Below are 13,140 nucleotides of genomic sequence, written 5' to 3'. Positions count from 1 at the left end.
ATGGCTGGGAAACGGGCAGAGCCCGAAGAGATTGTATCGAAGCTTCGACAGGGTGAAGTTCAGTAAGGACAAGGGATGACGATTGTGGATACGGTGCGCCAGATCGGCGTGAGCGAACAAACCTATTATCGTTGGCGTAAGCTGTATGACTGCCTGACTGCGCTTTGCGCGGCTGTTTGCAACGGTTGTCAAACAACTTTGCAATGCCGTTGGGCGTGCTCTTGGCAATCAAGTCAAAAGTTTGCGGCGAAGGCACGTGAGCGGCTATCCGTCCGTTATCCCATGATCAACTTGGCAAATCTTCCGATATGGCAGCTATACAACACGAGCAGCCCGACTTCATGTTTTCTGAAATCAGTTAAAGTTATTTGAGTTTGACTGATATCGTCCTCCAGCTCCATTCTGCCCCAATCCGAAATTGCCGAATTTGGTGTCTTACGTGGCCATCACTGAACTTGATCGCGTCCTTTCATTCACAGGACAGTGCGCCTGCCGGACATAAACTGCTGGGAGTTCCGCGAGTATTCCGCACCAAAGCCGAGGCCGTAAATACTGCGCTGCTTGAGGGGGGCCGAATAGAAGGCGTGGCGGGCGCATCAACCCAATGCCAATTGGCCCGAGCGGCCCCATAAAGAGAAAGTGACAACAGGGAGGAACCTTATGTCAATTAGAGAACCATTTACGGACCTAGAGATAGAAACGGCTGATGCCGGATTCTATGAAAACTACAGCGTTCCGATCGCGCTGATCAGCAAAGGTATCATGGTTGCCCTGGTACTCTGGGCGCTGGTTTTTCCTGCGAATGCAAACAGTACATTGGGCAGCTTGAACGGCAGGTTGTTGGAGGTTTTCAACAGTTTCTACGTCATCATTGTGGGCCTGTTCTTCCTGTTTCTGGCAATTGTCGCAATCATCCCGTCCACTGGGAAGCGGATCATGGGTACCCCGGGTGAAAAGCCCGAGTTCTCCAATTTCTCCTGGTTCTCGATGATGTTTGGTGCCGGCTTGGGCGTTGGCCTGATGGTTTTCGCAACGGCTGAACCGCTGGGCCTTTGGGGATCGAACCCCGAGGTGGTATCTGGTGCAGTTGTTGGCAATGAACCAGAAGCGATCCAGTCTGCGTACCGCTACACATTCTTGCATTATGGCTTCCACGCCTGGGCAATCTATGTGGTGACGGGCCTGTCTCTGGCTTACTACGCCTATACGCGCAATATGCCACTGACCATCCGCGCAGCGCTTACGCCACTGTTTGGCCGTCTGATGAACGGCTTCCTTGGCCATGTTGTTGACGTTCTGGGCGTGGTTGCAACCATCCTCGGTGTGTCTGTGACCATTGGGTTTGGTGTCAGCCAATTCATCGACGGTGTTTATGCCATTACCGGTATGGGATGGATCATGGACCTGACGGGCGAAGTGCCGACCCCCAGCAAAGTGGGTCTGATCGCGGGTCTTGTAGTCATCATGACCTTGTCTATCATCTCGGCTGTGTCGGGTGTTGGCCGCGGCGTTAAATACCTGTCGAACCTGAACCTGGTTCTGTCGATTATCCTGCTAGGTACATTTGTCGTGTTTGGCTCGTTCGTTTTCGCGCTGACCACTTACGGCGCGGCGATGGTCGATTACATCCTGAACTTCCTGTCACTCAGCTTTGGTGCCTACGGTCCGTTGTCGGCGGATGCGTTTGCAGCGGGTCTGCCTGAGGCGGCACAAGCCCATGCAGATGACTTGATCGGTGGTGCAACCAACGCATGGGGCAGCTTTGATGGCTTCAAAAGCGGTCTTGAAGGTGCGGTAGCTGAATTGGACGAGGAAACACTGGCTGCTGTTTATGCAGCGGGTGAACAAGGTCGTCAGTTTGGTTGGCAGTCGGGTTGGACCACGTTCTACTGGGCCTGGTGGATTGCGTTCTCGCCATTTGTGGGCCTCTTCCTGGCACGCATCTCCAAAGGTCGGACCGTGCGTGAGTTCATCCTGGGCTGCGTGTTCGCACCGGCGCTGGTATGCTTTGCATGGATGACCGTTCTGGGTGGTACCGCGATTGATCTGGAACTGGCGGGAGCCGCCGAAGGCGCGATCATTGGCGCATCGAACACAAACAAGCTGTTCGTGACCCTGTCCTACATGATCGATGGTGGATTGCTGTCCATGCTGAACGTTATGTGCGTGATCCTTATCATGACCTTTCTGGTCACGTCTGCTGACTCGGGCATTCTGGTGATGAATACCATCATGTCCGGTGGCAGCCAGGAAACCGGGGTCAAGCACCGCATCATCTGGGGTATCATCCTGACGGCTGTGATCGGCGCACTGATCCTGGCGGCAGGCGACAACAACCCCATGGATGCCTTGCGCAACGCCATGATCATCGGCGCGCTGCCGTTTACGATTGTGATGGGCTTGATGTGTGTCTCGCTGGGCAAAGCCCTGTTCCGGGACGGTCAGCGTGACAAGCACACCGGGCAAAGCGCGCAGGCTGCTGAATAAAGCCAAGGCCTGACAAGAAAATGACCGAAGCGCCGCCCTTTTGGGCGGCGCTTTTCGCATTGGCGACCCTCTGTAACGTCGTGTCGCTTCTTGCAAACACATATCGCAATCAGAGAGGTGATCGAGCTTCGAATCCTTCACAGTTAATCATAAGATGGAGGATCGCCTTTTGAATATCCGCACACCAACCAGATCAGGTGGACGTTCCGCCCGCCGCGCCATGCGCACCGCACCGAACTTTGACATGCTGCCGGGCCTGACCCGCGCAATACCGCTGTGCGAAGTGATGGACGGAAGCCAGGTTGAGCGGATTGACAACGCCTCGATGGACATTCTCGAAAATGTGGGCGTCCAGTTCCGCGATGCGATCGCCTTGGAAGATTGGAAACGGGCCGGGGCTAAGGTAGAGGGTGAGCTGGTGTATCTCGATCGTGGCATGGTGCGGGACCTGATCGCCACGATTCCTTCGGACTTCACCTATCATGCGCGCAATCCGAAAAAGAACCTGCGGCTGGGTGGCAAACACTCGATCTTCGTGCCGATGACTGGTGCGCCTTTCCTGCGGGATCTGGACGATGTGCGTCGCAATCCGACGTTGGATGATCTGGCCATGTTCCACAAGCTTAGCCACATGATGCCAGCCTTGCATTCTTCGGCGCACCACATCGTGGAACCTTATGATCATCCGATCAGCCAGCGCCACCTGCGGATCACCTATTCGTCGATGAAACATTCGGACAAGACCTTTATGGGCATGACCACCTCGCCGAAGAATGCCGAGGACGTGTTGGACATGTGCGCGATACTGTTTGGTGCGGACTTCCTTGAAAATCATGCCGTCACAACCGGCAATTGCAATGGCAATTCGCCCCTGGTGTGGGACGAGACCATGCTGGGCGCAATGCGGGCCTTCTGCCGCCGCAACCAACCGGTCCTCTGCTCGCCCTTCGTGTTGGGCGGTGCCAATACACCGGCCAGCGTGCCAGCCACCATTGCCCAACTGAATGCCGAAGCGCTGAGCGCGCTGGCCTACACGCAAGTGATCCGCAAAGGCGCCCCTGCGATCTATGGTCATTACCTGTCTACCGTGTCAATGAAATCCGGCGCACCCATGGCGGGCACGCCCGAGATCAGCCTGATGAATTTCATGATCGGGCAGATGGCGCGGTACTACCAGGTGCCCTGGCGCACATCAAACACGCTGGGCGGGGCCAAGACCTTTGACGCTCAGGCGGGCTATGAATCGGCGACCACGCTGCAGGCCGTTATCCATTCCGGTGCGAACTACATCTGGCACTCTGCTGGCTGGAACGAGGCTGGGATGCACTGCTCGGCCGCCAAATTCATCGTCGATGCCGAGCAATGCGCAATGGCGTACCGCATGGCCGAGGGCCCTATTTGGGGCGACTTCGATCAGGCTCTGTCTGCGGTGCCTGATGTCGGGCCGGGTGGGCATTATCTTGGCCATCCGCATACTCAGGACAATTTCCAGTCCGCGTTCTTCATGCCCGAGATGTTCGACAATAACTCCATAGAACAATGGGCGGCTGAGGGCGAGGTCGAGATCACCGAACGTGCACTGAACCACGCGCGCAAACTTCTGGCTGAATATGAAGAACCCAAGCTGGACGAAGCGAAAAACGAAGAGCTTCTGGATTATATCGCGCGTCGGGAACGGGAAATTCCGGCCGCAGATGAGTTGAACCAGACATATTAGGGCACGCGCCCGGCACTGCGCCACCGGCAATTTAGGTGGCGTTTTGGCGCAAAAGGACCAGGGATCAAAGATTGAAAATCGCAGAAATCCACATCTACAGCCATGACTTACCTGTGAAGAATGGCCCCTACACGATGGCGAAGGCGGAAGTCTGGGCGCTGGACACCACCTTGGTCAAGCTGGTTGCGGATAACGGCCTAATAGGATGGGGCGAAACCTGTCCTGTGGGTCCGACCTACGCCGAGGCGCATGCGGCAGGTGCCCGGGCCGCTTTGTCACAGATGGCGCGCGGTCTGATCGGGGCCGAGGTTCTGCCACTAATTCTGCATCGCCACATGGATGGGCTGCTGAACGGGCACAACTATGCCAAAGCTGCAATCGACATTGCGGCGCATGACCTGTTGGGCAAGCATCTGGGCGTCAGTGTTTCTGCATTGCTCGGCGGCGCTGCTACCAACTCAGTGCCGTCCTACTATGCTACAGGTGTCGGTGCTCCTGACGATATCGCCCGTCTCGCGGCTGAGAAACGGGACGAGGGCTACCCCCGTCTGCAGGTGAAAGTTGGTGGGCGCCCGGTCGAGGTGGACATCGAAACTATCCACAAAGTTTGGGAGGCTATCCGCGGCTCGGGCATGCGTCTGGCTGTGGATGGCAATCGGGACTGGACAACACGCGATGCGCTGCGGGTCAGCCGAGAGTGTCCGGAAGTACCGTTTGTCATGGAACAACCTTGCAACACGGTTGAGGATCTCCAAAAAATCCGGCCTCAAGTGAATCACGCCATCTATATGGATGAGAACAGTACCAACCTGAACACGGTGATCTCGGCGGCGGGAACCGGACTGGTCGATGGGTTTGGTATGAAAGTCACCCGGATCGGCGGGCTGCACCCGATGCGTGCATTCCGTGATCTGTGCGAGGCGCGAAATTTGCCTCACACCTGCGATGACAGCTGGGGTGGCGATATCATCGCTGCAGCCTGTACGCATATCGGGGCCACAGTTCGCCCGGATTTGCTTGAAGGCGTTTGGCTGGCCGCGCCGTATATCGACGGCAACTACGACGTCGAGAACGGAATTCGGATCGAAAAGGGCCATATCGTGGTGCCGACGGGCCCGGGTTTGGGCGTCTTGCCGGATGAAAGCGTGTTTGGCGCGCCTGCCGCGTCTTTCTGAAAGGGGGGGCTAGATGGAATTGACGGGAAAGGCGGCCTTGGTGAGCGGCGCCGCAGGTGGCATTGGCGCATCGATTGTGCAGCGATTGCGCGCAGTTGGTGCGCGCGTCGCGGTCGCAGATCGGTCTGTCGATGGGATAGAGGCCGAGGCCCACTTGCCCGGCGATCTTCTGGATGCCGACTACGCCAATACCTTGCCGCAGAGGGCTGCCACGCATCTGGGTGGCCTGGATATTGTGATCAACAATGCCGGCGTCATTACTCGAGGGTCGGTAGCCGACACATCGGACGCAGATTGGTCGCTGTCCGTCGGCGTGAATGTCGAAGCCCCGTTTCGCATTTGCCGCGCCGCGATCCCGATTTTAGCCGACACTGGCGGAGGGGTTATCGTCAATACGGCATCCTGCTGGGGTCTTCGCCCCGGCCCAAATCACGCGCTCTATTGCATGACAAAGGCTGCGATTGCGTCACTGACCCAATGCATGGGAATGGACCACGCGCATCAGGGTATTCGCATCAACGCCGTCTGCCCAAATGAAGTGAACACACCGATGTTGCGTTCGGGGTTTGAAAACCGCGGGTTTGACCCGGAGTCAGCCATCGCATCGCTCGGGGAAACCGTTCCACTTGGGCGTATTGCCGAGCCTGAGGACATCGCGGATGTCGTGATGTTTCTGGTCTCGGATGCATCCCGCTATGTTTGTGGCGCTCTGATTGAGGTCAATGGCGGAAAACCCGTGTCATGATGCGGTTCGAGGGCAAAACGGCGCTGGTCACCGGCGGACGCAGCGGCATCGGGCGGGCCATAGCCGAGCGGTTGCAAAACGAAGGCGCGCGCGTCTTCACCGCCCAACGCGGGGCAGACCCGAGGTTCGAAGGGATCGAGGCTGACCTCGGTGACCCGGACAGCCCGGATCAGATCGTCTCAAGTGTAGTCGACAGGGCAGGGCATCTGGACATTCTGGTCAATAACGCTGGCATGATGCAGGAGGCGTTGGTCGAAGACATCGGCCTTGAAGACTGGCAGCGCAATCTGACGGTCAACCTGACGGCGCCTTTTTTGCTAACCAAAGCCGCGCTGCCTCACCTGCGGCAAACCCGAGGAAACATTGTCAATATAGGCTCGATCGAAGGGCTGGGCAGCAACCCCAGACATGCGGCCTATTGCGCCTCCAAAGCAGGGTTGCACGGGTTTACCCGCGCAGTTGCAGTGGATCACGGTGCGGAAGGTATCCGGTGTAACGCGGTCGCCCCTGGGTGGATCGACACCGAACTCAATATGGAGTTCATTGCGTCAATGCCGGACCCTGACGCATTCCGCCAAGAAATTGGACGCATCCATCCCGTCGCCCGTACCGGCTCGCCCGACGATGTCGCGGCACTGGTGGCCTTTCTGTCGTCAGATGATGCGGCGTTCATCACCGGCCAGATTTACACGGTTGATGGCGGACGTATGGCAAAGCTCAGCCTGCCCTGAATGGCAGCTTCACTCTTTGCCGGATCGCCATTCCTTCCAGATCAGATAGCTGTTCGCCCCAAGCGAGGCGAAGGGCTCGGGCGGCAGTCGCGGCAGGTCAGGCTGTGCCAGAAAGTGATCGGCAATCTCAGACCCGCCTTTTTGGATCAACTCTGCAATCCCCATACCCTGTAAGGTACCCCGCGCGATCCCCAGACCGTTCTGGCAACAAGCGGAATAGACGCCGCTTTCAAGTTCCCCGAACGCCGAAGAGCCATTGCGGCTGAGGCAAAGCATCCCGGCCCAGCGATGTTCCATCTGAACCCCTGGCAGGTTCGGGAACCGTTCACGGAACTTGCGATCATGCACCCAGCCTGCGTTGCGCAGTCGCATCTGGCTGGTTTCAATCGTCGGGTGAAAGCTGGAACAGGTGCGGATCAGAATGCGGTCACCGTAACTGCCCGAGACACGCCGCACAGACGTTCCCATCGGATCAGCAGGCGTTACCGCCCAACGCGGTTGTCCCCCCAGCGCCTTGATCTGATCCGCCCTTAGGGGTTCGCTGAGCGAGGCATACAAGCAGATATGCATCAACTGCCTGGGGAAGAATCCAAAGCTTTCGATATGACCGTTATTGGCCAGAACGATCCGCCCCGTGGCAACGCGCGCTTTGGGTGTGTTGACCAACCATCCGGTGCCTTGCTGTTCAAACCCGGTGACGGGCGACTGTTCGAACAAGTTGACCTGTCCGGCCAGACGTGACGACAGTGCCCGAGTATAGGCGGCAGGTTGGATCATGACCGTGCCGGGCGCATATAGGCCTGAGGTGTAGTGCGGGCTGCCCGTGATCTGTTGTATTTGTTGCCGGTCATACAGGGTATGCGGTTCACCCAAGCGGTTCAGATGTGCGGCAAAGTCACGGTTATTGGCGTCTCCGCCCCGTGTGGCAGCGACATTGAACTTGCCGCAGGGATCGAACGCTTCCTGTGGAAGCTCGCACTCGGCGGCGATGTCGGTTGCAAAGGCAATGGCTTGCCGGTTCAGGGCGATCATCGCCCGATCCGCGTCAAGCCCATCACCTGCATAATTGTCGGATGCCAGATCATGCGGCAGGTCAATCATGAAGCCAGAGTTGCGACCGGCAGACCCCTCGGCAAAGCGACCCGCCTCTAGCAAGACAATCTTCAGGGACGGATCAAGTTGATGCAATCGCCGTGCTGCTGAAAGCCCCGCAAACCCACCGCCGACAATTGTGATATCGGCTGTCAGGTCCTGGTCCAGCTCTGGCAGTGGCGTCTGCGGCGGCAGGATGGCGTTCCACCCTGCTGGACCGGTTTGCCGGGGCAGGCGTTTGGCGGTGAATCGTGTCAATCCACTGCCTCATCCGAATCATCCGCCAGATCGATCCAGATGGTTTTCAACTGGGTGTACTGGTCGTGCGCGTGAAGCGAATTGTCCCGCCCGCCAAAACCTGATTGTTTGTAGCCCCCAAAGGGCGTAGTGATGTCACCTTCGCCAAAGCTGTTCACCGTAACCGTTCCTGCGCGGATCGCACGGGCCCCACGGATTGCGCGCTTTGCATTTGCCGTGAAGATCGAGGCGCAAAGCCCATAGTCAGTGTCATTCGCGATTTTAATGGCCTCATCAAATCCCGACACTTCGATCACCGACAAGACAGGGCCAAAGATCTCTTCTCGCGCGAGCTTGGAGTCGTTGCCTGGTACTTCGACCACCGTTGCCTCGACACATCCCCTTTCCGCCTTGCCGCCAATCACCACGTTTTCGGCCTGCTCAAGATAGCCGCAAACCTTGTTGTAATGCCCGTCGCTGACCAGCGCGCCCATGCGGGTTTCCGGGTCCAGTGGGTCGCCTATATGCCACTGCTTTGTATGGTGCGCGATCCGTTGTAGCAGCTCGGCCTTCACATCTTTATGGAGGATCAAGCGCGATGAGGCCGAGCAGTTTTCGCCCATGTTCCAGAACGCCCCATTCACCACATGCTGCGCGACACGATCCAGGTTCTCTGCATCCTCCATAACGATGGCCGGGTTTTTGCCGCCCATCTCAAGCACAACTTCCTTGGCATTGCTTTCCGCCGAATAGCTGAGGAACCTCTTGCCGGTGACGGTCGAGCCGGTGAACGACACCATGTCGATATCCATATGCCGACCGATGGGTTCGCCCACCTCAGCGCCGCCACCTGGCACGATGTTCAATACGCCGCGCGGCAGGCCCGCTTCCATCGCCAGTTCAGCCACCCGCAGGGCCGTTAGCGAGGTTTCCGTCGCAGGTTTCACCACGACGGAACATCCGGCGGCCAGTGCTGGCCCGATTTTCCAGGCCAGCATCAGCAGCGGAAAGTTCCACGGCAGCACCAGCCCCACGACACCAATGGGTTCGCGAACCACCATGGCGATATGATCATCGCTGGCAGGCGAAACCTGATCATAGATCTTGTCGATCGCTTCAGCGTGCCATTTCAGACAATGAATGGTCTCGGGCACATCCGCGGTCTCGCAGTCATAGATGGTCTTACCGCTGTCGATGCTCTCCATCACCGCCAGTTCGCGGGCATTGCGGGTTATCAGTTTGCACAGCCGGATCAGCACGTCCTTGCGATCAGATGGGTGCAACTTCGACCAACGCCCATCGTCAAATGCCGCGCGCGCCTTTTCGACCGCGGAATCTACGTCCGCCGCACCGCAGGATGCGATATCGGCCAGCTTATCGCCGGTTGCAGGGTTTACTGTTTCAAAAACCTGCCCCGAGATCGCCGGGCGGTACGCCCCGTCTATGAAGGCTCCGGTCGGCAATTCAAGGCCCGCAGCGATGGATTTGTATTCGTCCTGTGTCAGCAGATCCATTTCTCTTACCCCCCAATCCTATTTTCAGCCACGATGTCGGCGATTGTCTTTTTCAGCACGCGCGTCACCTGTTCCAGCGCGCGCTTGTCGTCCTTGTTCAGGCCTTTCAGCGGAGGTCGCATTGCGCCTGCGTCGATCCCGTTCATGGTCACGCCATGCTTGATCGTCTGGATGAACTTGCCGCCCTGTTCCAACACCCGCATCAGCGGCATCATCGCAGACATGATCCGACGGCCCTTGGCAAAGTTGCCCTCGATCACGCAGGCCTGATAAAGTGCCACATGTTCGGCGGGCAGAAAGTTTGATCCGCCGCAGACCCAGAATGGCGCGCCCCAAGCAAAGAACTCCAAGGCTTGATCGTCCATGCCGCAGCCCAGTTGGATATGCGGATAGTCTCGCGCCAGCAGATGCACCCGATTGATGTCGCCCGAGCTTTCCTTGATGCCGCAGAAATTTCGACTGCGCCCAACGCGGTCAAGGAATTCCTCACCCATCATTGTGCCGGTGCGATGCGGATAGTTGTACAGCATCACCGGCAGGTCTGCGGCCTTGTCGATGGCCAGTGCATTCAGGGCGTTTTCCCGGTCGGTCGGGACCGAATAGGGCGGGCTGGCCAACAAGATCGCATCAGCACCGATTTCGCGCGCGCCTGCGGCCAGCGCGATTGAATCCGGCGTCAGCATCGCTCCGGTCCCAACCACCAAAGGCAAACGCCCCTGCAGATGATCATAGGTGAACCGGGCCAGTTCCAGACGCTCAACCACGGTCTGGGCATAGTTCTCACCGGTGGACCCGCCTGAGATCATCCCATGGACACCGTTTTCAATCAGGTACTCGATTACCTCGGACAGGGCGTCCCAGTTGACACTGCCGTCCCCGTGATACGGCGTTACGATGGGGGTGTAGATCCCCTCAAATCTGAATATCGGGTTCATTCCGTCCTCATGCAGGTTTCGACCGGGGCGGGGCGCCCATCGGTACATCCAGTGCGTCTGGCATCACGAAAAGCTCGATCTGATCGCGCGACAGGTTCCAATGATCTTCGGCAAGTTGCGCCGCTGCTGCGTCATCGCGCGCCTCGATTGCGGCGATGATGGCCTCGTGCTGCTGACTGGCCACCGACAGGTTTTCAGACATCTGAGCACCTTGCGGGCGATAGAATGTCATGCCTATCCGGGCATGGTCGATCAGCAACCGGTTGAACGAGGGCAGTAGGTATACATTGCCCGACATCTCACCGGTGACTTCGTGAAAACGATTATTGGCCAGCGCCCGGTCCGCGCCAGACCCGGATCTCAATGCCGCCTTGAACGTCTCCTGTGCGGCTTTGAGGTCCGCAATCTGCGCGGGCGTCGCATTAAGGGCCGCCAACCGCAAAATCGCGCCATAGATCATCGGTGCTGCCAGAAAGAAGTCGCGCAGCGTGGTGTAGGACATCTCGGACACGCGGGCGCTGCGGTTGGTTCGCAGGTCCAGGTAACCCTCACCTGCCAACTGGCGGAATACTTCGCGTAAGGGGGTGCGGGACAATCCAAACGCATCAGACAAATCCGCCTCGTCCAGATCTGCGCCGGGCCGCAAGCTTAGAGTTAAGATTGAGACCTTCAGGTGATCCCTCAACCGGTCTTTGCGTGATTTGGCGTCGTCTTTCATTCCTGACCTTTGCGCGGCTCAGTCGGGTCGAATCGCGATCTGACCGACATCTTGCCGATGTGTATGCGAAATAAATACAACTTGTATACAGAAAAAAATCATGCAGCATAGGGGACCTGGAAAACACCCTGGGCTTTTGGGCCCTGAATCGTAAATTGGTACCGTATATGCGCCAAACCCGGCACATCACCTTCGTCCTGATCGAGGAGTTCTCGCACCTCGCCTTTTCCTGCGCGGTTGAGCCTTTGCGCATTGCGAACCTTGTCAGCGGCAAAGACCTGTATGAATGGTCTTTTGTGTCAGAGGATGGCGAACACGCGGTGTGCTCGAACGGCTCGGTCACGCTGGTTCATTCCGGTCTCGACGGGCTGCCAAAATGTGACCAGCTGTTTGTCCTGTCAGGTATTCACATGCGCGACCATGTCACGCGTCCGTTGTTGGCCACACTGCGGCGCGCGCGCGCGGGTGGTACATCGATTGGCGCATTATGCTCAGGGGCTTGGTTGTTGGCCGAGGCAGGGTTTCTGGATGGAATGCAGGCGGCGATACACTGGGAGTACCACGATGCTTTCATGGAGGCCTTTCCAGAGGTCAATCTGGTGCGAAGCGTTTTTGTTGCTGACGAAAAACACATCACCGCATCGGGTGGGACCGCGACGGCGGATCTGATGTTGCATCTGATCGAACAGGACCATGGCGAAGAGCTGGCAATCGATGTCGCCGATCAGATGGTTTATAACGCGGTCCGAAACGCAACCGCCAAACAACGCGTTTCCTTGCAATCGCGCAATGGCATGCGAAACGCACATTTGGCCAAAGCGATCCATATAATGCAGGACAGCATCGACGCACCGGTGTCCCCGTCGCACATTGCCGACCAGTTAGAGATTTCCACCCGTCAATTGGAGCGGTTGTTCGGGAAGTATCTGAACACGTCGCCCAAGAAGTATTTTATGGAAATGCGTCTTGAGCGGGCGCAAAAACTGCTCTTGCAGACAGAGGCCTCGGTCACCGAGGTCGCAATGGCCTGCGGGTTCGAGAACCCCGGACATTTCTCCCGAGTCTATCGTTCAAGTTTTGGCGTAACGCCGCATGCACAAAAGAGCAAAATCGACTGATATGCAGGGCGCTTTAATGTTTGCTTGCCATCCACTTGGCTCCGATTACAAATGCGGGGTGAGCAGCAAAACTGAATTGCCAAGTAACTGGTCTTGCGCTCACCCCACTCACCTCGCCGAAAGACCCCCTCGTTAAAACTGGACTTGTAAACACATCGGCAAGATTAAGTAGCGATACATGCAAACATAGGCATAATTATTGCCAGAACGTGTCCGTTATGAGTTGGGTGCTGCCACAATGTTTAACGCTACGGTCGGTCGCTGGACCCTGGGACGTGCGCGCTACAACAGCTTGGACACCAGACATAGGGTGTGCCCTTAATACAAGGACGAGCATAAAAACAAGGGCGATTGGATGGTGCTGCTGGAGAGAATTGAACTCTCGACCTCTCCCTTACCAAGGGAGTGCTCTACCTCTGAGCTACAGCAGCGCTGTGGGCGGGTGATTAGACTTAAACGAAACGCGGCGCAAGGGTGTCTGGACGGTTTTTTTCGCCTCCTGTAGAGAAAGGGAATGGCAGATAAAACTTCACCTAAAAAACACGGCAAATCCGGCGAAACGCGCGAAGACAGGCTGAAGGCTTCGCTCAAGGCCAACCTTGCACGGCGCAAGGCTCAGGCTAAGGCGCGCGCGACTTCGGATGACAAGGTCGGCAAAGACGAGGGATAAG

11 protein-coding genes, 1 tRNA gene and 1 pseudogene are annotated in these 13,140 nt (G+C 57.4%); 8 read left to right on the top strand and 5 right to left on the bottom strand.

Annotated elements, in window-relative coordinates; genetic code table 11:
- From Q1B21_RS03770 to Q1B21_RS03745, 6 genes and pseudogenes are all read left to right on the top strand, one after another.
- Positions 1-147, top strand: a pseudogene (locus Q1B21_RS03770) (helix-turn-helix domain-containing protein); the annotation flags it as partial.
- 513 nt (positions 148-660) lie between these two features.
- Positions 661-2,487 (top strand): BCCT family transporter, encoded by a 1,827-nt coding sequence (locus tag Q1B21_RS03765; RefSeq protein WP_299886038.1) that lies wholly within the window; start codon positions 661-663, stop codon positions 2,485-2,487.
- 154 nt (positions 2,488-2,641) lie between these two features.
- Positions 2,642-4,204, top strand: coding sequence for a trimethylamine methyltransferase family protein (locus Q1B21_RS03760; protein ID WP_299886035.1), 1,563 nt, complete (start codon positions 2,642-2,644; stop codon positions 4,202-4,204).
- Positions 4,205-4,275: 71 nt separating this feature from the next.
- Positions 4,276-5,379: a mandelate racemase/muconate lactonizing enzyme family protein gene (locus Q1B21_RS03755; protein WP_299886032.1), complete on the top strand. Its 1,104-nt coding sequence runs from the start codon at positions 4,276-4,278 to the stop codon at positions 5,377-5,379.
- Positions 5,380-5,392: 13 nt separating this feature from the next.
- A complete protein-coding gene (locus Q1B21_RS03750; protein ID WP_299886029.1) occupies positions 5,393-6,124 on the top strand; it encodes an SDR family NAD(P)-dependent oxidoreductase in 732 nt (243 codons plus the stop codon).
- The gene (locus tag Q1B21_RS03745) at positions 6,121-6,855 is read left to right on the top strand and encodes an SDR family oxidoreductase (RefSeq protein ID WP_299886026.1); all 735 of its coding nucleotides are present in this window, start codon (positions 6,121-6,123) and stop codon (positions 6,853-6,855) included. The genes Q1B21_RS03750 and Q1B21_RS03745 overlap by 4 nt, the downstream gene beginning before the upstream one ends.
- A gap of 9 nt (positions 6,856-6,864) precedes the next feature.
- Here Q1B21_RS03745 and Q1B21_RS03740 read toward each other — a convergent pair whose 3' ends face one another.
- From Q1B21_RS03740 to Q1B21_RS03725, 4 genes are read right to left on the bottom strand one after another with little or no spacing between them, the layout of a single operon-like run.
- On the bottom strand, positions 6,865-8,205 hold the full coding sequence (locus Q1B21_RS03740; RefSeq protein ID WP_299886023.1) for an FAD-binding oxidoreductase: 1,341 nt from the start codon (positions 8,203-8,205) through the stop codon (positions 6,865-6,867).
- A complete protein-coding gene (locus Q1B21_RS03735) occupies positions 8,202-9,698 on the bottom strand; it encodes an aldehyde dehydrogenase (RefSeq protein ID WP_299886020.1) in 1,497 nt (498 codons plus the stop codon). Before Q1B21_RS03735 ends, Q1B21_RS03740 begins: the two co-directional genes overlap by 4 nt.
- Before the next feature lie 5 nt (positions 9,699-9,703).
- Entirely contained in the window at positions 9,704-10,633 is a 930-nt protein-coding gene (locus Q1B21_RS03730; RefSeq protein WP_299886018.1) for a dihydrodipicolinate synthase family protein, read from the bottom strand.
- A gap of 7 nt (positions 10,634-10,640) precedes the next feature.
- Complete coding sequence (locus Q1B21_RS03725; RefSeq protein ID WP_299886015.1) at positions 10,641-11,351, bottom strand: GntR family transcriptional regulator; 711 nt, start codon at positions 11,349-11,351, stop codon at positions 10,641-10,643.
- A 167-nt stretch (positions 11,352-11,518) separates the two neighbouring features.
- Between Q1B21_RS03725 and Q1B21_RS03720 the strand changes: the two genes are divergently transcribed.
- Entirely contained in the window at positions 11,519-12,469 is a 951-nt protein-coding gene (locus Q1B21_RS03720; protein ID WP_299886012.1) for a GlxA family transcriptional regulator, read from the top strand.
- Between the two features lie 356 nt (positions 12,470-12,825).
- Here Q1B21_RS03720 and Q1B21_RS03715 read toward each other — a convergent pair.
- A tRNA-Thr gene (locus Q1B21_RS03715) sits at positions 12,826-12,900 on the bottom strand.
- An 83-nt stretch (positions 12,901-12,983) separates the two neighbouring features.
- On the opposite strand from Q1B21_RS03715, the gene Q1B21_RS03710 reads away from it, so the two are divergent.
- Positions 12,984-13,139 (top strand): hypothetical protein, encoded by a 156-nt coding sequence (locus Q1B21_RS03710; RefSeq protein WP_298936911.1) that lies wholly within the window; start codon positions 12,984-12,986, stop codon positions 13,137-13,139.
- Position 13,140 lies beyond the last annotated feature (1 nt).

This window comes from uncultured Ruegeria sp. (genome assembly GCF_947504215.1).
Lineage (GTDB): Bacteria > Pseudomonadota > Alphaproteobacteria > Rhodobacterales > Rhodobacteraceae > Ruegeria.
The sequence above is the reverse complement of the archived record's forward strand: the minus strand, read 5'-3'. Positions and strand labels throughout refer to the sequence as shown.

What these genes read in the sequence shown, in the direction of transcription:
- Q1B21_RS03725 (WP_299886015.1), bottom strand. Translation starts at nt 11,351, where the DNA reads ATGAAAGACGACGCCAAATCACGCAAAGACCGGTTGAGGGATCACCTG.
- Q1B21_RS03720 (WP_299886012.1), top strand. Translation starts at nt 11,519, where the DNA reads ATGCGCCAAACCCGGCACATCACCTTCGTCCTGATCGAGGAGTTCTCG.
- Q1B21_RS03750 (WP_299886029.1), top strand. Translation starts at nt 5,393, where the DNA reads ATGGAATTGACGGGAAAGGCGGCCTTGGTGAGCGGCGCCGCAGGTGGC.
- Q1B21_RS03745 (WP_299886026.1), top strand. Translation starts at nt 6,121, where the DNA reads ATGATGCGGTTCGAGGGCAAAACGGCGCTGGTCACCGGCGGACGCAGC.
- Q1B21_RS03735 (WP_299886020.1), bottom strand. Translation starts at nt 9,698, where the DNA reads ATGGATCTGCTGACACAGGACGAATACAAATCCATCGCTGCGGGCCTT.
- Q1B21_RS03730 (WP_299886018.1), bottom strand. Translation starts at nt 10,633, where the DNA reads ATGAACCCGATATTCAGATTTGAGGGGATCTACACCCCCATCGTAACG.
- Q1B21_RS03710 (WP_298936911.1), top strand. Translation starts at nt 12,984, where the DNA reads ATGGCAGATAAAACTTCACCTAAAAAACACGGCAAATCCGGCGAAACG.
- Q1B21_RS03765 (WP_299886038.1), top strand. Translation starts at nt 661, where the DNA reads ATGTCAATTAGAGAACCATTTACGGACCTAGAGATAGAAACGGCTGAT.
- Q1B21_RS03760 (WP_299886035.1), top strand. Translation starts at nt 2,642, where the DNA reads ATGGAGGATCGCCTTTTGAATATCCGCACACCAACCAGATCAGGTGGA.